Origin of the sequence: Coprothermobacter sp. (genome assembly GCA_013824685.1) — a bacterium.
Classification (GTDB): domain Bacteria; phylum Caldisericota; class Caldisericia; order Cryosericales; family Cryosericaceae; genus Cryosericum.
Genome location: PNOG01000018.1, coordinates 18,707 through 41,416, shown reverse-complemented (window position 1 = coordinate 41,416; position 22,710 = coordinate 18,707). Strand labels below are relative to the sequence as shown.

Annotated in this window: 25 protein-coding genes; 2 read left to right on the top strand and 23 right to left on the bottom strand. The window is 58.0% G+C overall.

Annotation, left to right across the window (positions count from 1 at the left end; genetic code table 11):
• Nucleotides 1–79: 79 nt before the first annotated feature.
• From C0398_05640 to rplS, 6 genes are all read right to left on the bottom strand, one after another.
• On the bottom strand, nt 80–1,417 hold the full coding sequence (locus C0398_05640) for a hypothetical protein (GenBank protein ID MBA4365475.1): 1,338 nt from the start codon (nt 1,415–1,417) through the stop codon (nt 80–82).
• A complete protein-coding gene (locus tag C0398_05635; protein ID MBA4365474.1) occupies nt 1,414–2,139 on the bottom strand; it encodes a multidrug ABC transporter ATP-binding protein in 726 nt (241 codons plus the stop codon). The genes C0398_05640 and C0398_05635 overlap by 4 nt, the downstream gene beginning before the upstream one ends.
• A 189-nt stretch (nt 2,140–2,328) precedes the next feature.
• Nucleotides 2,329–2,721: a hypothetical protein gene (locus C0398_05630; GenBank protein MBA4365473.1), complete on the bottom strand. Its 393-nt coding sequence runs from the start codon at nt 2,719–2,721 to the stop codon at nt 2,329–2,331.
• Nucleotides 2,666–3,373 carry a ribonuclease HII gene (locus C0398_05625; protein MBA4365472.1) on the bottom strand — a complete coding sequence of 236 codons (708 nt, stop codon included), beginning with the start codon at nt 3,371–3,373 and terminating at the stop codon, nt 2,666–2,668. The genes C0398_05630 and C0398_05625 overlap by 56 nt, the downstream gene beginning before the upstream one ends.
• A 69-nt stretch (nt 3,374–3,442) precedes the next feature.
• On the bottom strand, nt 3,443–3,982 hold the full coding sequence (gene lepB / locus C0398_05620) for a signal peptidase I (protein ID MBA4365471.1): 540 nt from the start codon (nt 3,980–3,982) through the stop codon (nt 3,443–3,445).
• A gap of 3 nt (nt 3,983–3,985) precedes the next feature.
• Nucleotides 3,986–4,333: a 50S ribosomal protein L19 gene (gene rplS / locus C0398_05615; protein MBA4365470.1), complete on the bottom strand. Its 348-nt coding sequence runs from the start codon at nt 4,331–4,333 to the stop codon at nt 3,986–3,988.
• A 310-nt stretch (nt 4,334–4,643) separates the two neighbouring features.
• Here rplS and C0398_05610 point away from each other — a divergent pair, with 310 nt between their 5' ends.
• Nucleotides 4,644–5,144, top strand: coding sequence for a nitroreductase family protein (locus C0398_05610; GenBank protein ID MBA4365469.1), 501 nt, complete (start codon nt 4,644–4,646; stop codon nt 5,142–5,144).
• On the opposite strand, the gene C0398_05605 is transcribed toward C0398_05610, so the two are convergent.
• The 8 genes from C0398_05605 to C0398_05570 all read right to left on the bottom strand — a co-directional run bounded on the left by C0398_05605 (nt 5,118) and on the right by C0398_05570 (nt 12,490).
• Nucleotides 5,118–5,522 (bottom strand): hypothetical protein, encoded by a 405-nt coding sequence (locus C0398_05605; GenBank protein MBA4365468.1) that lies wholly within the window; start codon nt 5,520–5,522, stop codon nt 5,118–5,120. The genes C0398_05610 and C0398_05605 overlap by 27 nt on opposite strands.
• Nucleotides 5,425–5,991, bottom strand: coding sequence for a hypothetical protein (locus C0398_05600; GenBank protein MBA4365467.1), 567 nt, complete (start codon nt 5,989–5,991; stop codon nt 5,425–5,427). Before C0398_05600 ends, C0398_05605 begins: the two co-directional genes overlap by 98 nt.
• Nucleotides 5,984–6,727, bottom strand: coding sequence for a tRNA (guanosine(37)-N1)-methyltransferase TrmD (gene trmD / locus C0398_05595; GenBank protein MBA4365466.1), 744 nt, complete (start codon nt 6,725–6,727; stop codon nt 5,984–5,986). Before trmD ends, C0398_05600 begins: the two co-directional genes overlap by 8 nt.
• Nucleotides 6,728–6,832: 105 nt before the next feature.
• Nucleotides 6,833–8,971: a hypothetical protein gene (locus C0398_05590; GenBank protein MBA4365465.1), complete on the bottom strand. Its 2,139-nt coding sequence runs from the start codon at nt 8,969–8,971 to the stop codon at nt 6,833–6,835.
• Nucleotides 8,972–9,061: 90 nt separating this feature from the next.
• Entirely contained in the window at nt 9,062–9,901 is an 840-nt protein-coding gene (locus C0398_05585) for a hypothetical protein (GenBank protein ID MBA4365464.1), read from the bottom strand.
• Nucleotides 9,828–10,709 (bottom strand): ABC transporter ATP-binding protein, encoded by an 882-nt coding sequence (locus C0398_05580; protein MBA4365463.1) that lies wholly within the window; start codon nt 10,707–10,709, stop codon nt 9,828–9,830. The genes C0398_05585 and C0398_05580 overlap by 74 nt, the downstream gene beginning before the upstream one ends.
• Complete coding sequence (locus C0398_05575; GenBank protein ID MBA4365462.1) at nt 10,706–11,101, bottom strand: GntR family transcriptional regulator; 396 nt, start codon at nt 11,099–11,101, stop codon at nt 10,706–10,708. The genes C0398_05580 and C0398_05575 overlap by 4 nt, the downstream gene beginning before the upstream one ends.
• A 147-nt stretch (nt 11,102–11,248) precedes the next feature.
• Nucleotides 11,249–12,490: an IS256 family transposase gene (locus tag C0398_05570; protein ID MBA4365461.1), complete on the bottom strand. Its 1,242-nt coding sequence runs from the start codon at nt 12,488–12,490 to the stop codon at nt 11,249–11,251.
• 273 nt (nt 12,491–12,763) lie between these two features.
• Between C0398_05570 and C0398_05565 the strand changes: the two genes are divergently transcribed.
• Nucleotides 12,764–13,312: a hypothetical protein gene (locus tag C0398_05565; GenBank protein ID MBA4365460.1), complete on the top strand. Its 549-nt coding sequence runs from the start codon at nt 12,764–12,766 to the stop codon at nt 13,310–13,312.
• Between the two features lie 843 nt (nt 13,313–14,155).
• Here the strand turns inward: C0398_05565 and C0398_05560 are convergent.
• The 9 genes from C0398_05560 to C0398_05520 form a co-directional block, all read right to left on the bottom strand.
• Nucleotides 14,156–15,028 carry a hypothetical protein gene (locus C0398_05560; protein MBA4365459.1) on the bottom strand — a complete coding sequence of 291 codons (873 nt, stop codon included), beginning with the start codon at nt 15,026–15,028 and terminating at the stop codon, nt 14,156–14,158.
• Nucleotides 14,998–15,963, bottom strand: coding sequence for a hypothetical protein (locus C0398_05555; protein MBA4365458.1), 966 nt, complete (start codon nt 15,961–15,963; stop codon nt 14,998–15,000). The genes C0398_05560 and C0398_05555 overlap by 31 nt, the downstream gene beginning before the upstream one ends.
• Nucleotides 15,964–16,041: 78 nt before the next feature.
• Nucleotides 16,042–17,340 (bottom strand): 4-hydroxybutyrate--acetyl-CoA CoA transferase, encoded by a 1,299-nt coding sequence (locus C0398_05550; protein MBA4365457.1) that lies wholly within the window; start codon nt 17,338–17,340, stop codon nt 16,042–16,044.
• Between the two features lie 63 nt (nt 17,341–17,403).
• On the bottom strand, nt 17,404–18,189 hold the full coding sequence (locus C0398_05545) for a 3-oxoacyl-ACP reductase (protein ID MBA4365456.1): 786 nt from the start codon (nt 18,187–18,189) through the stop codon (nt 17,404–17,406).
• 14 nt (nt 18,190–18,203) lie between these two features.
• Nucleotides 18,204–19,394, bottom strand: coding sequence for a propanoyl-CoA acyltransferase (locus C0398_05540; GenBank protein ID MBA4365455.1), 1,191 nt, complete (start codon nt 19,392–19,394; stop codon nt 18,204–18,206).
• Nucleotides 19,395–19,441: 47 nt separating this feature from the next.
• Nucleotides 19,442–20,392 (bottom strand): branched-chain amino acid ABC transporter permease, encoded by a 951-nt coding sequence (locus tag C0398_05535; protein ID MBA4365454.1) that lies wholly within the window; start codon nt 20,390–20,392, stop codon nt 19,442–19,444.
• Entirely contained in the window at nt 20,392–21,270 is an 879-nt protein-coding gene (locus tag C0398_05530) for a branched-chain amino acid ABC transporter permease (GenBank protein MBA4365453.1), read from the bottom strand. Before C0398_05530 ends, C0398_05535 begins: the two co-directional genes overlap by 1 nt.
• Nucleotides 21,267–21,974 (bottom strand): branched-chain amino acid ABC transporter ATP-binding protein, encoded by a 708-nt coding sequence (gene livF, locus C0398_05525; GenBank protein ID MBA4365452.1) that lies wholly within the window; start codon nt 21,972–21,974, stop codon nt 21,267–21,269. Before livF ends, C0398_05530 begins: the two co-directional genes overlap by 4 nt.
• Entirely contained in the window at nt 21,961–22,707 is a 747-nt protein-coding gene (locus tag C0398_05520; protein ID MBA4365451.1) for an ABC transporter ATP-binding protein, read from the bottom strand. The genes livF and C0398_05520 overlap by 14 nt, the downstream gene beginning before the upstream one ends.
• Between the last annotated feature and the right edge of the window lie 3 nt (nt 22,708–22,710).

The window sequence follows — 22,710 nt, the reverse complement described above, 5'->3', positions numbered from 1 at the left end:
CTTCGTCCTTCTCATAGCGACCGACACCACAAACCCCCGGCCTCACGGCCGGGGGTTCTGACAGATCAGAACCTGAACGCTATTTGCGCCGTAGGCGGAAGTTGATGCCTTCGCGCCGCAGAGTCCAGCCCCCCAAACCTGACCCGCGCCGTGCCGTATTCAGCTTCATGGTCAGGATGCGGTCGGTCGAGAAGATACGAGCCGCGACGGCAGCCAGAACGAAGAACAGCGCAAACTGGTAGACGATGCCCAGGGCGACCATCGTGAAGTTCTGGGCAAAGATGTACTGGGCCGCCAGGAAGGGGTGTGAAAACGGGATAGCGTAGATGAGCCATTTCAGGACGGGAGACGCCGTGTTGATGTCGATGAACATGGTAATGAGGTAGGGCAGCAGGACCATCATCATGAGCGGCATGATGATGAATTGCACACTCTTGAGGTCTTCGGCAAACGCTCCCAGAATGACGGCGATCGACAGGGCTACCATGATCCCGGCGAAGACGCTGAGCCCAAGAAGAACGTAGCCGCGCAGATCGAGAACCAGGCCCAGCTTCTGGATTGCCTGGGAAGCAGTCCCGGAGGTTCCACCACTGCTCCCCAGGAGACTGCCCATATAGCTTTTCATACCGACCATGTACGCAGCGGCGGACACCAGCGCAACGATGCCCGAGGCCATCATCTTGGCGGTGACCAGGGCGCCCCGTCCGATGGGCGTCGAGAGAAGTGTCTCGAGCGTCTTGTTCTCCTTCTCACCTGCAATAGAAGCGGCAATCATTTGGGCAGCCAGGATGATCACGAGTGTCAGGACGATCGGTATGACCATGGTCTGCTGCATGACGACGGTGACAATCTCCTGGGGGTTGCCTTCTGCCGATGTCGTCCCCACCGTGACAAACGACTGCGCGCTGATGGGGTGCTTGACGATGGCGGGGTCCAATCCAGGAGCCTCGGCCCTGATGTACATGTCGCCGACATACTCGTTCATGGCGTTCAGCGCGGCGTCCAGCCTGAACGTTCCCTGCATTCCCAGCAGCGAGAAATTGCGCATGATCGTGTAGGTCTGGACCTTCTGGGGATGCTGCGCCTGGATGCCGGCCTCAAATCCCTGTGGAATGACGAGGACAGCAGTCCCTCTCTCCGACGCGACCTTGCGGACGATGTCGTCGACGATGCCCTCAGTGACCGTCGTAACCTTGAAGTTCACGTTCGTGAGGATGCCGGCAAGCATCTGTGATGTCTGGCTGCGGTCAAGGTCCACGACCGTCACGGGCTGGGGGGCGGCCTGCTTCTTCTGCTCCTGGTTGATGACCCTGCCCAGAAAGCTGTAGATCACCATGATCAGCAGGATTGGGATGAGCGTCTGCCACGTGAGCATCTCTTTCAGTTCCTTCTTCAGTACGACGAAGAATCTCCTCATTGCTTCACCACCTGAACAAAGACCTCTTCGAGGTTTGCTTTGCCATATTTGTCCTTGAGTCCCTGGGGTGTTCCCACGTCATGGATCGTGCCCTTGTCGACGATGGCCACACGGTCGGACAAGTACTCTATCTCGAGCATGTTGTGACTCGACAGTAGCACCGCCATGCCTTCGGCTGCTGTCCTGCGAATCGACTCACGAATATCGATGGCGGCAACCACGTCGAGACCGCTTGTCGGCTCGTCGATGATGGCCAGTTTTGGGCGCGTCATGACGACCCGTGACAGAAGCAGTTTGCGCGTCATGCCCTTGCTGTACGTGCCTATCTTGTCACGCAACCGTTCGCCCAGTCCCGTGACGTCCGAGGCTCTCTGGACGTACTCACGCTGCACCGCAGCATCGGAAGCGAACAATTCTGCCATGAAGCTCAGGTATCCCAGACCCGTCAGGTTCTTGTAGGCACCGGCCTCTTCGGGCAAGTAGCTGATGATCTCGCGTATCCGGGCTGCATCCTTCTCGACATCCATCCCGTAGACACGAGCTGTGCCCGACGTCGGTTGCAGGATGGTCGCCACGATACGCAGGGCCGTGGTCTTGCCAGCACCGTTGGGTCCGATGAGCGCGAAGATCTCTCCGGGCGCCACCTCGAAGCTGATGCCATGCAGGGCCTCGAACTTCCCATAACTCTTCTTCAGGTTCTCAACAACGAGTGCCTGTTCCATGCTGAAACCTCCCCGCTTGTCCTCACACCGATGCACGCCTTTCCTCACGAAGCCCGGCGTCCTGCTGACGCAATTGTATCAGAATATTGGTACAGACGAGGATGTCAACTCCAGGCGTGAAACGTCAGGTCAGAGAACCCTCCCAGGCCCGGACCGCCAAGCTGCTGAGGGCAACTGGCGAGAGTGTGGTCATGCCAGGATATCCTCGAGGAACTCGATACACGGCACGGCTGCATCACTCATGAGGATGCTCATCGCATCGATGTGAATACCCCGCACGGGCCGCGTCAGGCCAGGTACGCCTGCCGCAAGGGCAGCCATCGTCGACCGTCTCAAATGCTCCTGCTTGCGACGATCAATCGCCTCAAGAGGACTTCCATATCCTGTCCCGTTCCTCGTCTTGACTTCAACCACGTGGACATGGCCGTTCTTCTCGGCAACAATATCCAGCTCTCCGTAGGTGGTACGAAGGTTTCTGGCCACGACATGGAAGCCGTGGTCAGTCAACCACCGAGCCGCAAGTTCCTCACCTGCGTTTCCGAGCGCTCGGTTGTGCTGTCCGCCCAAGGAGCGACTCCTCAGTCTCTACAAGTTGCCTGACAACGAACGTCCGCCGGTGCTCGCCAGACGGCCCCCTGGTCCGAAGGGCCTGAATGTGCTCGCGCGTGCCATAGCCAACATTGCCCTCGAATCCGTATCCGTGAATATGTCGAGCCATGACGCGCATGGCCGCATCTCGTGACACCTTGGCAGCGATGCTGGCTCCCGCAACTGATAGCACGGTCGCATCTGCGTCGATGATCGCCATGGCAATCAGATGCTCCTCATGCTCGAGGAACGGCGGAAGCAGCGAACCATCGACGACAACACCAATGCGTGAACCAATACCCCAGTGCTGTCTGACCGCCGGCAGGAGAAGGAGGAGAGCCTTTTCCATGGCCCGGTAGGTTGCCCGAAGAATCCCATCCGCGTCAATTTCCGCTGTGGTGGAACTCCCTGTCGCAAACAGCGCATGCGCAGGCAGAAGCTCGAACGCCTGTTCCCGCTGGCGCTGACTCAGAAGCTTCGAATCGTTGATGAACATGGTGCCCTGCGGATCCGTGATGGCACAGGCGCCCGCATAGACTGGTCCCGCAAGCGCCCCCCTGCCAGCCTCATCGATGCCGATAATGACGTCCAGCTCATACCGGGATTTGATGCCTTGCTCAAAAAGCGCTAGAGCTTCGTGTCGCATGTTGTTCTCCCCGTCCGCCGATGGAAAAACCCTCCCCGTCGAAACGAGGAGGGCAGATGGTCGCTGCTGCTATTGCGCGAGGCCTGTCTGGGCTCGAAGCACGACAAAGTGCTTGAGGGGCCAATAGGCGAACATTGCGCGCCCGACAATTGAACTTGTTGAAACGGTGCCAAAGGAACGCGAGTCGAGGCTCACCGCCCGGTTGTCTCCCATCAGGAACAGCTGCCCCTGGGGAACTGGCGTCGGCGAGAAATCCGGCATGACGTACCCGTGCAAATACGGTTCATCGGCTACCTTGCCATCCACGTACATCTTGCCGTCCTTTGCCTCCACGGTTTCGCCCGGAAGGCCAATGACACGCTTGATATACGGGTCGCCAGTGGTAACGCCGGGCGGCCAGAAAATAATGACGTCACCCCGTCGTGGCTGATGAAAATGGTACGAAAGCTTGTCCACCATGACGAGATCGTCCGGAAAAACAGTCGTCTCCATCGACGACATCTGAATCCGGTACGGCTGCACCACCCAGTGCCGTAGTGCATAGGACGCGCCGAACGCGACCGCGATAATGATGACCCAGTCAACTACTTCGCGAATGGCCTTATTCAAGGACTAGACTTCTCTCTTCTCCTTGACGTTGCGAGCCGTGCCGACTCTGTCTCTGAGATAGTACAGCTTCGCACGACGGACATCGCCGTGGCGCACGACCTCAAGTCTGGCAATCATCGGAGAGTAGAGCGGGAATACCTTCTCTACACCAACGCCAGAGGAGATCTTGCGAACCGTAAACGTTTCACGGCTGCCGCCGCCCTTTTTGGCAATGACGAGACCCTCAAAAACCTGGATTCTCTTCTTGCCACCTTCCACAATGTTGATGTGAACCTTGACAGTGTCGCCGACCAGAAGGACGGGCATGTCAGGCTTCACATATCTGCTCTCTACAAGGTCAATTGCATTCATTTCGGAACTCCTTTCACCGGGCTGACATTCACACGAACATTTAGTTTAGCAGAACGCCCACGTTTATCAAGGCGAGAAGTAACATGCAGATCCCGCACACTTGCCGAGGCGTCCTCACGCAACACATTGACAAAGCGACAGAAACCACCTGCAAGAAGTCTACACGTTTGCCGGATGGCCGCAAGCCCACAACTGCGAGGGATCACAGGGCCGAGAAACAGTTCTTGGCGAATGCCCTGCTATCGCGTATACTTTATGTATAGGGAGACCACCCGGCACAGATGGCAGAGACAGCATCGAGGAGACACTCGTGGACACAATTCGCAACAGGAGGAGCATTCGGAAGTACACCGCCCAGCCGGTGCCTCAGGAGCTTGTGACCAGACTGCTTGAAGCAGCCATGTCGGCTCCGTCGGCTGGCAACGAACAGCCATGGGAATTCATCGTCATCACGGATCGGGAACTGCTGCAAGCCATCACGAAGGTACACCCGTACTCCCAGATGTTGAGAGAGGCGCCGCTCGCCATCGCCGTATGTGGGAATCTGGAGCGAGAGAAGTACCCAGGGTTCTGGGTCGAGGATTGCTCAGCTGCAACGGAGAACATCCTTCTCGAGGCAGAGGACATCGGGCTCGGGGGCGTATGGCTCGGCGTCTATCCACACGACGAGAGGGTCAAGGGGCTCGCCGAACTGTTCGGACTGCCCTCATCCGTTATCCCGTTGTCGATCGTCGCACTCGGCTATCCTGCGGAGAAGAAACCGCCCGCCGAGCGTTTTGATCCCTTACGGGTCCACACCAATCGGTGGTAGATCGTTCTCCTGGTGGGAAGCTCTCTTTCTGCACTCTGCCACGACCCCGCGCGGGATAAAACGCGTGGCAAGCCAGACAAGGCCAGGCACAACAACCAAATCATCGAGCTGTCCCAGCACTGGCACGAAATCGGGGACAAGATCCACTGGAGAAGCCAGATAGACGAGGGCCGCCCCAAGAAGCCATTTTGACACTCGTGGGGTCCGTGGGTCCTTCAGCACAAGAGACCACACACGCACTTCGCGCCTGATGCGCGCGACGGCTGTGCCCAGGCTCACGTCAGGAGCGTCCCAGCAGGCGATCCAGGATGATCGCGGCTGCGCTGCGTACCGACAGGTGGTTGAACTCTGTCGGCCCCCAGATGGGCTCCAGGACATAGTCCATCTGTGCCATGATCTCATCTGCCAGGCCAAAACCAGTCCCGAACACCAGCAGGTACGGATGATCCGCTGAACGAATCTTCTCGCCTATTGCCATATAGCCGATGGAGTTGGCGAATGTCCGCGCGCTTGTCGCTACCAGGACTGGTTTCTCACCTTCCGCGTGTTGAATCTCGGCAACAGCTTCTTCAAAATGCGACACGACCCGCAGCAGTGACAACGATTCGGCGCGGTTTGGATTGTACTGAAGCCCGAATCCCTCGTTCCAGAAATGAGCGATGCGCAGGGCGATCTGTTGTTCCTGTGGGAGGGGCTCGACTTCATACATCGCCTTGGCTCCATAGGTCTTGCCGGCCCGCGTGATGTCATGGATATCATGGATGACGATGGATGTGGTGACAATCTCGTGGTATTTGTTGTAGACCGGGTGGTGCACAACGGCCAGGTACAACCTGAAGTCAGTCAATGATCCCCCTGAGGTCTGCCAGCACGTGGCTGAGGTACTTGCGGTCCTGGTCAGTCAAATCGAAATCACGCAGCAGGTCGGGCCTTCGGATGAGGGTTCTTCTGAGTGCCTCCTCTCGACGCCACCTGGCAATGTTCGCGTGATGGCCTGAAACAAGAACGTCAGGCACAGCCTTCCCGTCCAGCTCCCGTGGGCGCGTATACTGAGGATACTCCAGGAGTCCGGAGGAGAAGCTCTCCTCGCCCGTGGATGCGGCGTTCCCGGTAGCCCCCGGAAGCAGGCGGGTAATGGCGTCGATGATCTCGATTGCAGCAATCTCGCCCCCAGAGAGCACGACGTCTCCAATTGAGATAGTGAGGTCGAGCCGTTCCATGACGCGCTCGTCGATGCCCTCATAGCGCCCTGCAATGAACAGGAGACGCTCCTCGTGTGCCAGATCCTCGACCATGTTCTGTGTCAGGCGGTCGCCCTGTGGGGCAACCCCGATCTTGAGCCACGAGCCTGCTGGATTGTCGATTGTCTCCAGTGCCTCGATGAGCGGCCTGGGCAGGAACATCATCCCCGCACCCCCACCGAATGGGATGTCGTCGGTCGTGTGATGGCGGTCATGCGTATAGTCGCGAAGGTCGACGGCCTCGAACTCCAGAATGCCCTTGTCGATGGCCATCTTCATGACGCCGACCTGAGTGAACGGTTCGTACAGCAGAGGAAATATGGATATCGCTTTGATGTTCATGGCAGCAACAGTATAGCAGACGCACCGGCTTGCCAAGCATGAACCGCGCGTCACATGGAAACGCCCCGGTTGGATCCGGGGCGTTTCGAGACACAGAGATGCGAACTACTTCAATGCCGTACGGGTCTCGGTGCTGTTCGCCGGCTTGGTGGAGACCGGCTTCAGATAGGTGTCCATCCATCGACGGATACTGTTCAGACGATCGATGCGCCGGTCAGTGCGTCCGGTGCGCGACAGCCCATGTGGTTCCTCGGGGAAGACCACGAACTCACTGGGTACATGATTCACCTTGAGTGCCGTGAAGACCTGCTGACCCTGCTCCAGCGGGCATCGGAAGTCCATTTCGCTGTGAAGGACCATCGTGGGTGTGATGGCCGACCCCAGGTACTTCACCGGAGACCTGTCCCAGAGCACGTCGATACTCTGCTGCGGCGACTTGTCGCCACAAGGAAACTGGAAGATCCAGTTGAGATCACTGGTACCCCACATGCTGATAAGGTTGCTGACACTTCGTTGTGTCGCCGCGGCTGCAAAGCGGTGCGTGTGGCCAATAATCCAGTTGGTCATGTAGCCGCCGTAGCTGCCACCGGTGACACCCATGTGCTTACGATCGATGTACGACTTCTTCGCGACAAGGTCACTCCAGTCCATGAGATCGTCGTAGTCGACCGTGCCCCACCGGCCCCAGATGGCCTTCTCGTGCTCCTCGCCATACCCGGTTCCGCCCCGTGGATTGCTGAAGTACACGACATAGCCGGAGGCGGCCAAATAGTAGAATTCGTGCATGAACAGATTGCCATACTGATCCATTGGACCACCGTGGATCTCGAGAATCGATGGATACTTCCTCCTGGGGTCGAACCCGGGAGGTGTCATGATCCATCCCTGGAGGTCGTGTCCATCGCGTGCCTTGAACCAGACTTCTTCAACCTTGCCAAGATCCAGCCGACTCAGGAGTGCCTTATTGAGATGTGTCAGCTGACGAACGTCGCCTGTGTCCATATCGCGCACCCAGACCTGCCCAGGATCAGTCATCGTGCCAAGGAAATACGCCATGCTCCTCTGCTGATCGTCCACGGTGAATGTTCCGACGCTGCCGGGAGTGTCGATGACGGTGTAGAGGGTCCCCTCGTCGACTGCGATCGCCATCAGCCGGGTGCTCCCGTGTTCAGAAATCTGAAAGTACAGGACTTTGCTATCTGCCGACCACACGGGAGGCATCTGGAGCCCTCCTCCTACGTCGTTCAGGGTCGAACATGTGAGTGAGATGTCATACGGTCGTGTCACACTTCGTGCGATTCCCTTCCCATCAGCCGGAACGACCCACAATTCGACGTTCTGCCACCATTCGTTCCAACCCCTCGGGCCAATATAGCATATCGTGCTTCCGTCGGGCGCAAAGACCGGCGCACCGTTCCAACCTGGAGGCGTTTTGATAAGTCTCATATCGCCGCCAGCTGCCGGCATGACATAAATATCAACCAAGTCCGGTTCGAGGTCTGGGTCGTCGCTGCGATTGCTGCAGAATACGATGGACTTGCCGTCCGGAGACCAGGATGCGTTGTATTCGTCATACACCTTGCCGGAAGTGAGCTGCTTTACCTTCCCTTTGGCAACATCGACGACCCACAGGTGCATCCGTTCATGGCCGAGCCACCCCTGGCCGTCTCCACGGTAGAACACACGTGTGTAATGCCGCGATACGACGCCCAGCTTCTTCTTCTGCTCGTCCGCCTCGCGGTCAATGACTTCCTGGTCCTTCTGTGTGAACTCCAGCAGGAGGCTCCTGCCATCAGGCGACCATGTCAGGCTGGAGATCTCGCCCTTGAGATCCGTAAGGCGACGTGCCTCACCGCCATCGGCATTGATGACATAAACCTGCGCGCTCTCGCCTTCCCTGCGCGATGACAGGAACGCCAGAGTCCGTCCATCGGGCGACCACCTTGGCGATGCATCTGTCTGGTCTCCCTGCGTGAACTGGCGTTCGCCGGAACCATCTGTGGGTGCCATCCACAGATTCGCGTACTTCTTCTGTGTCTTCTTGTCCACCCGCTGAACGCCATAGACGACTTGCGATCCGTCCGGCGACACGCGAACGTCCGTGATAAGCTGCAGTGCATAGAGATCCTGCGCCGTGATGGAACGCAGAGATTGCCTCGGTCGTGTCATGCTTTCCTCCATCGTTTCCATGTCAGTGGCGGCGGTGCATGCGCACCCATTCCAGCCCCATAGTTCAATGTTCATTGTATGTAAAACCACACGCAGGTATAGCGGAAACCGAAAAAGACCCCGGCAGCCAGCACCGGGGCCTCCTGGACACGAATGAGAGTCGAGCTAGAATTCCTGCCGCTGCAGCATGTGGTACGAGATCCACAGCATGCAGGCGCTCAGAACCACGCCGACGACAATAGGCACGAACTGCGGTACGGGGCGTTGGATGAGAATCGGACTCCCGAACAACGCCAGCGGGTTGAGCCAGCGGAGAGGCTTGAACTGGCCCACGACTGCAAGAACGATGATGATGCCCCCTGAGAAGAGCATTGCTTTCATACGATCCGGCACGAGCACTGAGAGCAATGTCGCAAGCGACGCGAATGTCACGAGCGCAATCACGCTGTGCAATGTCGCAGTAAGCAAGAATGCCAGCTGGGGCGTCTTGCCGACAACGACGGCTCCCAGCACCGCTCCTCCCGTCGAGACCAGCACTGCCAGAACCAGCCCTCCAACCAGGACGATGACCTTGGAAGCCAGGATCATGCCCCTGCTGACTGGGCGCGAGAACAGGAAGATAGCGGTGTGGAGCTCCCGTTCACCGGCGACCGCCCCGCTCAGCAGAACGACTGCGAGGATAGCGCCCACCTGTTGCAGGTTCTTGCTGAACCACTGGGAATATAGGTATGCATTCACGTTGCTGAAGTCCGGCAGCAGCTTCTTGATCAGATCTGCATACTCTGGTGGGATCTGGCCCATGCCGGGAATTCCCCCTTCGAGGAAACGATATGCAATGGAGACAGCCACTCCCATCACCGACAGCAGTACACATCCCACGATCATCTTCATACGGTTTTCCCGCAGCTCTTTCCACATCAGTGCTTTCACGTCATGCCTCCACAAACCGCAGGAAGATCTCGTCGAATGGCAACGACTGCACGTTGAGCACGATGCCTCCAGCATCGGCAAACGCTGTGCGGGCTTGTTCCTGGTCGGCGAGCACCTCGATGTCCCAGGCGTCCTGGCCGAGAGCCCGCTCCCGCTGGATGGCAACACTCTTGACGTCGCGTGGGCTGTGTCCCACCCCAAACCGGACCGTGTAGACCCGATACCGCGCCTTGATGGATTCCACCTCGTCCTGGAGGACCGTACGGCCGTGGCGCATGAATGCCACCGTATCACAGATCTTCTCGACCTCGCTCAGAATATGCGATGAGAAGAAGACCGTCAGATTGCGCCGAGCCGTCTCGTCTGCCAGCACGCCCAGGAAATGTGACCGAACCATGGGGTCCAGACCCTCGGTGGGCTCGTCGAGGATGAGCAATTCCGGTTCCGTCGAGAGAGCGATGTAGACCCCAAGCAGCTTGCGCATTCCCTTGGAATACGTAGCAATCTTGCGTGCAAGTGGCAGTTCGAAGATAGTCTGCAGTCTCCGCACGTTCTCGTCCACGGAGCAGCCGTACAGGCGCGCGTTGAACTCCAGAATCTCAAGGCCTGTCATGTGCGCATAGAGTGAGAAGTCCTCGGGGACGAATCCGATGCGACGGCGTAGGGCCATTCCATCTCCTGACGGGACCGCACCGAGAACCGTGAGCGACCCGGCCGTAGGCTCCATCAGGCCGAGCATCAGCTTGATGCTGGTCGTCTTGCCTGCACCATTTGGCCCCATCAGGCCAAAGATGCTGCCCGTCGGGACGGTCAGACACATGTCTTCCAGGGCCCGTACCTGCCCGTAAGACTTGCTGACGCCAATCATTTCTATCGCATTCATGAACTACCTCCCTGATCATGCGCTTTCGCAGAAGTCTGCTTGCGCCTCTCCAACCGCTCAATAAGGTCATCGATCGTGAGGCCCGCGTTGCGAGCCTCGACGACCAGCATTTCCACCATGTGTTCAAGGCGTTCTGTCTCCACGCCGATCCTGCCTTCCCGCACAAACGTCCCCTTGCCGCTGACGGTCTCGACCATCCCCTCGCGCTCCAGGTCCCTATATGCCTTGGCAACCGTATTCGGGTTGACAGCCAACTTGACGGCAAGTTCGCGTACCGTAGGCAGCTGGTCACCCGGATGCAGAGTGCCGAGAGCCACACCATTCCTGACCAGCTGAATGATCTGCAGGTACACGGGCACACCATCATATGGGTTCACGTAGAATTCCATCATCACCTCTTATTGTACTATTACGATAGTACAATATGTTCAGTTGTCAAGAGTCGGCTGAGAGCGGCTGTTGTTGGACTGATGGAATGTGGAATGACGGAAGTCAAGTCCAGAATGTTGGTGTAAATTCTCCTTTCGGTAAGGATCAGGTCAGGCAGTCAATTGGTCAGTGTGGTTCAGTTCGTTACTGTCGAGTTGCATAGCTTTCCTGGCTTCTTCCTTATCAGCTTCATAGCGTTCCATGGTGAAGTACTTCTTGCCCGTCATCCACTTCTCATGCATCTCCATCAGGACAGAACCCATCAGCCGGATCATGCTGGCCTCATTGGGGAAGATGCGAATGACGCGTTCCCGCCTTCGCAACTCTTCATTTAAGCGTTCAATGCCGTTTGAGGTCCTCAGGCGTTTGCGGTATGGTTCCGGCAGACTGTAGACAGCAGTGATCTCATCAAACCGTGCATCCAGCAACGCCATGGCCTTGGGGGCTTCTTCCTGGTACCGCTCCAGGAGTTGGTCTTTCCTGGCAGTGGCCTCGTTGAGGTCGGGCGCGTTCTCCAGGTCAGTCAATGCAACCTTGAGTTCTGTCTGGAGCTTCTTGGGTGTCTTATCCAGCATATTCTTGGAGAAATGGGTCTGGCAGTGCTGCCAGCTCGCCCCACAGAAGTGCTTCCTGATGGCCTTCGTCAGCCCGCCGTGATCATCGCTGGTCACCAAATCCACATCCCTGAGCCCTCGTTCTTTCAGGCTCAGGAAGAACTCATTCCAGGCCGCCTCACTCTCTCCATCAGCCACCGTGAAACCGAGCACCTCCCGTATCCCCTCGTCGTTCACCCCTATGGCAATCAGGAAGCCTTTGGAAACTATCCGGTGCTGCTCCCGGGCTTTCATATAGATGGCATCGACCACCAGGAACGGAGTGTGCTGCGGGAGCGGACGATGCCTGAAGGCGTCCACGAGGGGATCCAATTGCTCGCAGAGTGCGGAGACGGTTGATTTGGAGAAGCTGCTCCCACACAGCGTTTCCGTGATCTCACTGATCTTCCGGGTGGAAACGCCCTGAATGACCATTTCCATCAGGCTCAGGAGGAGTGCCTGCTCGCTGCGCTGATAGCTGCTGAACAAGTCCGTTGAAAACGTTCCGTCCCTGAACTTCGGCACATGCAGGATCAACGAGCCCACCCGTGTGGCCAGCATCCGGGTCCGGGAACCATTCCGGTACGTGGTTCGCTCGTCGCTGCGTTCGTACGGCTCGGCATTGAGTTGCTCTGTTGCCTGAGCTTGCAACACCGCATTGAAGACCTGCTCCAACAGTTTTGTCACGGCTTCCTCGCGCTTTCCCAGCATCAACTCTTTCAAAATATCGTCTTCCAGTGTAAGATCTCCTTGAGCCATTGGTTCCCCTTTCAGTTCTTGGTTTGTCACAAACCCATTATACCGAAAGCGAGCCCTTGGCTCTTTTAATGTCTTGAATTTACACCAACTATACGGACACTATCATGACGGATTAAAGTTCGGTCATTTCGCCACAGAAGTTGATTACATCAGGGTTTGCAGAAATGGCGATACATTGGCTCAGTCAACGTTCGCACCTTGCCCCGTCACGCAGGTTAGTCAAAACATCGCTACCACGTCATACTTACAGTGGAGGGTATAATCTCCGCTGCGATGCCGCAACGATACGGCGCGCTGATGGCGCTGGTGACCAGGTTCCATTCCAACGCCCTTGTTGAAAGAAAGCACGCATTGGAGGCATACAACATGAAGACGACGAAATCACGATCCTGTTCCATAACGGCCACATTCCTGAGCATCCTGTTGATTGTCACTTTGATGGCAGGATGCAGACCATCGACTCCGGAGAATCCGCCCATCGACACAACCGGTTCGGCGGCAGCTGAACAGGTAGTCAGAGAATACTTCAAGTATTGGAATGAAAAGAATGTCACCGAATTGGAGAAACTCATGACTCCGAACAAGAAAGGCATATCGTGGGAATTTGACAATCTGGAGTATATAAAGCTGATAAGCATCACCGAGAAGAAATCGAGTGACAAGAACAGGAAAGTCTTTGAGGTGGCTTTTGATGTGAAATTCAAACTCGGCGTTGGCGGAGGATATATGAAGGACGGGAAGACTACGTGGGACTACCTGTTGAAACAGGACAGCGCCAACTCGCCTTGGCTCATCTATGACTGGGGACTACCACTGATCTAGGATAATGGCGTTCACCGACTGATTCTTCTGGCGTTTCAGTCTTGCCGCTCTCCTGATCTTGATCGAGCACGCTAGCAGAGGGCCCGAAAACGAAAAGTGCTGGTGTTTGGAGCCACTATATAGCCATGCTGGTTTCCAGCCTCTAAACACCAGTACTGTTTTGTCTCAGTCCAGCTGGTTCTGGAGGATTTCTGGATGCTGGTCCCCTTGGGAATCCTGTACGTCGTGCTGCCGCAGAGAGCATAGCGAGCGATGAAAGACGGGGCAAAGCTGCTGTGGAAGAGGATCTTCGCTGGCAGGAGCTGACGTGCTTTCGGGACGAGTCGCCCATACCTGACACCTAGTCTCCTGTGTTTTGGCGCTTTCTGAGTTCCGCATCTCTGTTGCTCTCCTACCAAGAAATTGGACCCTCTCTTCAGGAATTGAACCCCTGTTTTGGAAATTGATCCCCGATTTCGGGAATTGAACCGAATTGCCGATGATGCCAGTTGGTGACCAGTGTTCCTGCCATTCTGACATCGCAGCCCTCTCTGATCGCTTTCGAGCACCAGGCGCGAAACTACAAGACGGAAAGTGCTGCTATTCCCGACCCCTACGCAACCATACGGGTTTCCTGGCACGAAATACCAGTACTTTAATGCTTCAATCCAACTGAGACATTAAGGTACTACCATTTCGTACCCACGAACCTGCATCATTCCGTAGGGGGTCACAAATGCCGACACTTTACATTTGGAGGTCCTTGCCTGCACGCTTGAGTATTGCTGCGCGAGCTCAGGGGCCCATGTATGCCAGGATCAGTACCCCGAGGACGTGTCGCACCCAGGGCTGAGACAGGCTCTCCTACGGTCTACTGAGCGTGAAGACAGTGACCTCGGGAGGACAGAAGAACCGAACGGGCAGGACACTCATGCCAAGTCCCTGACTGACGTAGAGAGGAACGTCGCCGACCTGGTACAGGCCGCGCACGAAGGACGACCCTGTCAGGGCCGCGGTCAGGCGGTCTCCCCACAGAGGGAGCCTCACCTGGCCCCCATGCGTGTGGCCGGTCAGTACCAGCGAGGCATGCTCCGACGCCAAGATGCTGGCCACGTCTTCTGGACAGTGTTCCAGCACGATCGCCCGCTCGCCCGCTGCCAACCCGGAGAACCCCGCTTCGACATCCATGTGGTAGCTGTATGAATCGTCCAGACCTACGATGACGACTGGACTCCCGCCCGAGCGACGGCTGATCCGCGTCAGCTCGTTCTCCAGAACAACAAAGCCCGCCCGCCCCAGCTGTTCCAGGAACTGCTCCATGGCCTCTCCATCACCGAAGCGCCAGTGTTCATGGTTTCCCGGGACGTAGACGACCGGAACGCCCGCCGCCTCACAGAGCTGCTTCGCCCACCCGAGGACCACAGGCATGCTGGAACGCCTGTCGGCGACGTCTCCCGTAACGACAACGAGGTCAGGCCGTTCCCTACGGACCGTATCGATGGCCCGCCATGCTGCCGGCGACGGGTAGCCCAGATGGGGGTCGCTCAGCTGGATGACCGTTCCTCCGTTCCACTCTTCGGGCAGCCCAGCAACCCTCGCTTCGATCCGGCGAATGAGAAGAGTGTTTGGCTCGACGACTGCGGTCTCCAGGAACAGAGCAGCAGCCAGAGCCAGCGCCCAGATCAGCCGCCTGTGCCTGCGAGCGGTCACCGAGTGGGCGATCTGTCCAGCCTGCATGACGTGACCGTGATGAACGTCAATTCGGGCCGGCACAAGAACCGTATGGGAACATGGCTCATACCCATCCCGGCGTTGACATAGAAGAACGTATCACCCAGCTTGAACAGCCCGCGTGCGAAACGTGTGCCGTATCGCGAAGGAACACGCAAGGCACCGATGAACGGGAGGCGGACCTGCCCTCCATGGGTGTGGCCGGCAAGGACCAGCCGTGCGGCAGGACGCTGTGCCAGCTCCTCGAACGCCTCGGGAGCATGCGTCAGCACCAGCGCGAATGCGGTGTCGGGCACTCCCTTGAAGCTGGCATCCAGGTCAGCGTGCCCAAAGTACGGGTCGTCCGTGCCGACAAGCCACATGCGGTCGCCATGTCGACGCAGCATAACATTCTGATTTGCGAGGACTCGAACGCCCGTCTCCGCCTGGAGGCGCTTGTGCCACGCCTCAATGCTCTGTCTTGTCGGAAAGGCTCGATGGTCCCAGTTGCCGGGTACGACCACCATCGGCACTCCAGCGGCGTCCTGCAGCTCGCTCAGGAATGCGAGGCATGCCGATGCGTGCTCTGGGCGATCGACCAGGTCACCCGTGATGACGACAAGATCAGGACGCTCCCTGCAAATGACGTCGATTGCCGTGCGGTAAGCCCGCGAAATACGGTGGAGGTGCAGGTCCGACAACTGCGCGATCTTCAGGCCGTCGAAGCCTGCCGGCAAGCGCGGGGACGCAATCGCAAACCGAGTGACATCCAGCTGAAACGGCTCCCGCAGGAAGCCTTCAGCTGCTGCGGCACCCGCGAGCGCACCGCAGAGGATGCCTGCTGCCCTTCTTGTCGCTGCTGTGTTCACGTGTTTTCTCTCTCCCGTGGTCGTGATTGATACGCAATGCTCTGAGTATAGCGGTACAACAACGAAGGGGCAACCGTACAGAGCGAAAACCATGATGGCGGCGCCAATACGCCGCCATCATGGGAAAGGAAGGAGGATGACAATGTCGCCTCCTGTGTCGTCCGTCGGACTCTACAGCACGCCGAGCTTCTTCGCCTCCAGCGACAGGCTCTCTCTGAACTTCGGATGCGCTATCGCGATCAGCGCGAGCGCACGCTCACGCACGCTTTTCCCCTTCAGGTGTGCCACACCGTACTCTGTGACGACATAGTCAGTATCCTGACGGGGTACCGAGACGAAACTACCCGGACTCAGCATCGGTACGATGGTCGAAATCTCATCATCCTTCACGGACGACCGCAACGCAATGATGCCCTTTCCTCCCCGCGACAGCGTGGCGCCCCGGTGCATATCGAGCTGGCCACCAGTGCCCGTGTAGTGTCGGTACCCAATGGATTCGCTGCACACCTGTCCTGTCAGGTCCACCTGCAACGACGTGTTGATGCTCACCATGCGGTCGTTCTGAGCGACGACATATGGGTCGTTCACGTAGGAACCTCTAAGGAGCTCAACGCCAACGTTCTCGTCGATGAATTCGTAGAGGCGCTGACCGCCCATAGCGAAGGTGCCGACGATCTTGCCCTTGTGAAGCGTCTTCTGGGTATTGTCGATGACTCCCGTCTCGACCAGGTCGACGATGCCGTCAGTAATCATCTCAGTGTGGATCCCCAGGTGCTTCTTTCCCGACAGGAACTTCATGATGGCGTTGGGGATGCCCCCGATGCCTATCTGCAGCGTCGCTCCATCATCAATGAGCTGTGCGATGTTCTCGCCGATGTGCTGCTCGATATCCGTTGCCTGGATGACAGGGACAGTCAGGAGCGGAATGTTGTTCTGTACCAGCAGGTCGACGTCGTCAACGTGCACCTGCGTGTCTCCAAATGTCCTGGGCAGGTTCTCGTTGATCTCCAGCACCACAAGGTCAGCGTGTTCGATCATGTCCTTTTCGTAGACGAGACACAGAGACAAGGACATGAACCCGTGGCTGTCAGGCGGCGTTGCCGTCCCGACAAACACGTTGATCGGCTCCGCCTGGATCTTCTCTCGTCCGGCATTGTGCAAGTTGTTGGGGATGAACGAGAGGAGTCCCTTCTTGTAGAGCTCACGTTCAGCGTTGCCGAAGTACCAGCTCTCCATTCTGAATGGAGCATCAGCATCGGCTCCGACGTCAGCCAGGAATGGGTATTCCCTCAGGAGAAGGCAGGATATGACCTTCACGTTGCGTACGCGCTCCCGGATACCGTGCAGCGACGACAGGAATCCCTGTGGCTGGGCCGCCGCCATTCCCACGACGACCGTGTCATTTGACACTATCCTGCCAAGCACCTCGTCCATCGACACGAGCCTCTTCATCCACGATCCCTGCTGCATCGTTCCCTCCCTTGAGATCAATTTGCTCCGTGTCTCAGTCGATATGCCACCCGTCGGCCGAGTTCATGTTCCCAGAACGATGCCCCCGTCCACAGCCAGCGTTGCGCCGTGAACGAACGCAGCCTGGTCGGACGCAAGCCACACGTATGCATCTGCGACATCCTCAGGAGCCCCGATGCGTCCTACGGGCGTGTGGGCGACCATTCCTTCCAGGACCTTCTCCGGCATCGCAGCAACCATATCCGTCATTATGAACCCAGGCGCAACTGCGTTCACGCGTATTCCGTACTTGCCCAGTTCGCGCGCCCACGTCTTCGTCATTGCGATCAGGCCGGCCTTGGTCGCCGCGTAGTTCGTCTGTCCAAAGTTGCCGTACGCTGCGACCACCGAGCTAGCGCTCAGGATGACGCCATGCCCCTGCTTGATCATGTGAGGAGCGACGGCCCTCGTCGCGACGAACACGCCTCTCAGATTGACGCCGATGACAGCATCAAAGTTGGTGTCCGACATCGTTCCAGTGACGACCCCTTCCTTGTACTTGACCAGCTGACCGTCGCGCGTGATGCCGGCGTTGTTGACGAGTACATCAATGTGACCCCATATCTGGACAACCTCGGCAACCGCTCTTTCCACAGCCTCTGTATCGGCGACGTTCACCGCCTGGAACATCACGGGAGTGTCCAACTGCTTCAGGTCGGCCAGCGTCGCCGCCCCTGCCTCGGCATTCATATCCCAGATACTGACGCGCGCTCCCTCCTCGGCGAACCTCCTGGCAGTGGCCCGGCCGATGCCTGCAGCTCCGCCTGTGACGACGACAACCTTGTCCTGCAGTCCGTATCCCTTTGTCATGGCTTCCTCCCTATCTACTTGACGCGTTTCAGTACTGATGCGAAGTTGCTGACGTTCGAGCCACCGACGTTCATGACGAGCCCTACCTCCGGGTTGTTTGCACCGAGCCCAAGCGGACGGCCCTCAAGCTGGCGCGCGACGTAGACGTGCATCGACACACCCGTGGCCCCCACGGGGTGCCCCTTGCCAATGAGACCTCCGCTAAGGTTAACCGGGCAGCTGCCGTCCGGCTGTACGACGCCGCCCCGCTCGATCAGCCGGCCCCCGTCGCCTTCTGCACACAGCCCCATTGCCTCGTACGTCAGTAGCTCATTGATCGTAAAGCAGTCGTGGACTTCTGCGCAGTCAACGTCCGGTACAGTAATGCCGGCCTTGCTGTAGGCTGACTCGACAGCCATCCTGCCAGCAACGTTGTGCCACAGCTCGCGTTTGCTGGACTGCATGTGATCGGTGACAAGCGTCTGTGAGGTGATCTCGACCACGCGGTCCTTGAGGGCCTTGACGTCATCAATCGGTCCCAGCACCATGGCCGCCGCTCCGTCGCTGACCAGAGAGCAGTCCGTGAGTTTGAGAGGATCTGCAACGAGAGGGTTTTTCTCAGATACGTGCAGAGCGAACTCCAGACTGCTCGGCTTCGTGTACATATGCGCAAGCTCGTTGTGTGTCGCGTTGTCACGGTTCTTGGCATGCACCATGGCTTGCCACAGACTCATCTGGTCGTCGCTGTACCCGTAGTGCTCACGGTATACCTGGGACCACATGCCGAAGAGGCCCGGGAACGTCATGCCCTTGCTTCCCTCTTCTGGCCAGTACGATGCCATGGCAAGCGCATGAGTAACGCCGTCCCGGTCAAGCGCCGTCATCTTCTCGACCCCGATGGCCAGGACAAAACGGGCCTCCCCCGCGCCAACGGCCAGACGCGCTGCACGCACAGCGGCAGAGCCGGAAGCACATGCTGCCTCCTCTTTGACACATGGCTTGTAGAGCAATGCCGGGTCGATTTCGACGGCCCATGAGGCCAGATGTTCCTGGTTGTTGAACGACCCTGAGCTGTAGTTGCCAACCCACACCCCATCGATGTCTCTGGGATCGATTTGTGCGTCTGCAATTGCGCCGCGTCCAGCCTCAACGATGAGATCGTAGACGCTGGAGTTTTCGAGCTTGCCAAACCTGCTGCTATAGCTTCCGAGAATTCCGACACTCATGGTGTCCCCCTTTGTTCCGGATGGTATTTCGCCCGGCGCCTGCGCCGTTACAGTTTCAGACGAGTCTGTATGCGCGTGACCAACTCCGACAGACCCTTGGGCAAGAACATGACTGAACCGATGATGCTGAGACCGAAGATGACAGTCGACAGGAATTCCATCCTGCCACCGATGACGACCGGCAGCATGACCCAGAACAGAGCGCCCAGGATAGGGCCTATGATCGTACCCAGACCGCCGATGATGCTCATGGACAATAACTCGATGGAGAATGTAAGCCCGAAGTTCATGGGATGGAGGTACGAGATGGTGAAGGCGTACAGCGCCCCCGAGAGGCCGGCAATGCAGGCGGCAAAGATGAAGGTGATGAGCTTGTAAGCCGCAACATTCACACCCATTGCCGCAGCCGTCATCTCGGAATCGCGCACAGCACGGACTGCCCGCCCACTACGACTGTTCAGGAAGTTGCGGACAACCAGGAACACGACGACAAGGATGACGACGAAGAAGTAGTACTTGGACGCCTCGCTGGTGAGCTCCCAGCCTCCGAGCCGAAGAACCGGTATGTTGATGAGACCGTAGTCTCCCCCGGTAATGGCGAGCCTCTTGATGACGTCGGCAACGGAACTTCCCAGTGCCATCGTCGCTACCGCCAGGTAGAACCCTGACAGACGCAGCGACGGGAACCCGATGACAAGCCCGAACAATCCGGCACCGGCCACACCGGCGACAACAGCCAGAAACATGTTCACGTGGTACGTCATGACCAGCACTGCCGCCGTGTAGCCACCGATGGCCATGAATGCTGCGTGTCCCAGCGAGACGAGACCGCCAAACCCCATGAGCAGATTGAGTCCTTGTGTCGCAATGGCATACAGCATAGCGATGTTCAGGTAGCCGATAATCGACGGCCTCGTTCTGAACACGAGCGGGAGAACAAGGACAAGCGCCGCCATGGCTCCGTTGACCGCCAAACGCCTTGTACTGGAAGGAGTCATCAGAACCTCTTCTGCTGGTGCTTGCCAAACAGTCCCTGTGGCATGACCAGCAAGACGATGACGATCACGATGAGCATGAAGCTGTCCTTGATGGCTGGGAATTGATATGCCACAAGGTTCTCCACGACACCGATGATGAGTCCGCCGACAGCAGCGCCGAACACCGAGCCCATGCCTCCCAGGACGATGGCCGTGAAGGCTTTCACCTGAATGAGACCCATGAACGACGGCTCCAGTGAGAACCTGGGGACGATGAGCAGTGCTGCCAGACCCGCCATCGCGCTCCCAATAGCCCATACCAACATGTAGATCGATGGAGTGGGGATCCCGAGGACACGCGCCGCGTATTCGTCCTGTGAGATGCTCCGGGCTGCGGCGCCTTGCCTGGTCCGGTAGAGGAACAGGTACAGGATGCCGAATGTAACGATCGCGGCCAGTAGGACCACAATGTCCTGCCTGCCCAGGATAACCGGGCCCAACTTGATGGGATCGCCCGACACGAGTGGCGGGAAGAGGCGGGGTTCAGTCTTGAACAGGAACGCTGCCAGGCCCTGGAACAGCAGCGACAGACCCAGCGTCAGCATGATGAGCGACAGGTGGGAACGTGAACGTACCGACCGCATCATGAAGCGCTCGACAAGCAAGCCGACGACAGCTCCCGCAGCAATGGCAAGGATGAGAACAAGCGAATACGGTACTTTAGCTGTCGTTATCATGAAGAATGCCAGGTACGTGATGAACATGCCTGTGTCGCCCTGGGCGAAGTTCATGACGTTCGTCGTCTGCAGAATAAGGACGATGCCCATCCCGACCAGCGCGTATATTGCCCCGGTCGTCAGCCCCCGGACAGTCAGGTTCAAGAAGATGTCGATGCTCATCGGGTCCCTCCAAGGTAGAGCTGTTTGACCATTTCGTTCCCGTTGAGCTCACGCGCCGTCCCCTCAAGAGCCACCTGTCCTGTCACGAGAACGTATGCCCGGTCGGCCAATTCCAGGGACCGCTTGGCGTTCTGTTCGACCAGCAGGATGGAGACGCCGGACTCACGCAGGCGGGCCAGCGTATCGAACACCGTGCCGATGGTCTTGGGCGCAAGGCCCAGGGACGGTTCGTCCAGCAGCATCAGGCGTGGATTCGGCATCAGTCCCCGGGCCAACGCCAGCATCTGCTGCTCACCCCCTGACAGCGTGCCACCGGCCTGCTTGCGGCGTTCGGCAAGGATACTGAACATTGCATACATGGCCTCGAGTCTGCTCTTCTGCAGGCTGCGCGGCATGCTATAGGCTGCCAGCAGCAGGTTCTCTTCCACGGTCAGGTCGGGGAAGATGTGCCGTCCCTCGGGGACGTGGGAGATGCCGCACTTGACGACCTCCGCGGGCGACAGTCCATTGAGTGCCTTGTCGCCGAACATCACGGAACCCTTGCGTACCCGGATGAGCCCAGTGATGGTCCTCAGAAGCGTGGTCTTGCCCGCCCCGTTGGCGCCAAGCACGGCGACAATCTCTCCCTTGTCGAGACTGATGGTGACATGATTCAGGACGTCGATAGGCCCATACCCTGAGACGACCTGGTCAACTCGCAGCATGGGTTTCCTCCCCGAGGTACGCCTCGATGACACGCTTGTCTGCCGAGACCTCGGCCGGCGTTCCTCCCGCGATCTTCTCGCCGAAGTCCATGACCGTGACCGAGTCTGAGATGTCCATGACCAGTTCCATGTCATGCTCGACGAGAAGCACGGTCGTCCCGGCATCTCGCATTTTCCGAATGACCGCCTTGAGTGCGCCTTTCTCCGACGTCGGTATGCCGGCGGCCGGCTCGTCGAGCAGCACAAGACGTGGGTGGCTTATGAACGCACGTGCCAGCTCCACGGACTTGAGCGTGCCGTAGGGCAGGACGACTGCGTATGCAGGAGCAAGAGCAGTCAGCCCGAAGAAGTCGAGCGTTTCTGCCAGCTGCTGTCCTGGTTCCCGGGCAAGTCCCAGCAGTTCGCTTGTGAACCTGCTTCGAGACTTGCTGTGGAATCCTACCAGAATGTTCTCACGCACGGTCATGCTTGGGAAGATGCTGAGGTTCTGGAACGTACGTGTCACCCCGATCTCCGCAAGGCGATGGCGTGGCAAGCCACGCAACTCCCTTCCAGCGAACTGGATGCCTCCTGAATATGGCACGAGTTGAAAGATGGCGTTGAACACCGTCGTCTTGCCCGCTCCATTCGGACCGATGAGCGCATGAATCTCGCCGTCCTTCACTGTCAGGTTGAGTGACTTGACGGCGACGACGCCTCCAAAGCGCACGGTCAGGTTGTCGATTGTCAGCATGGT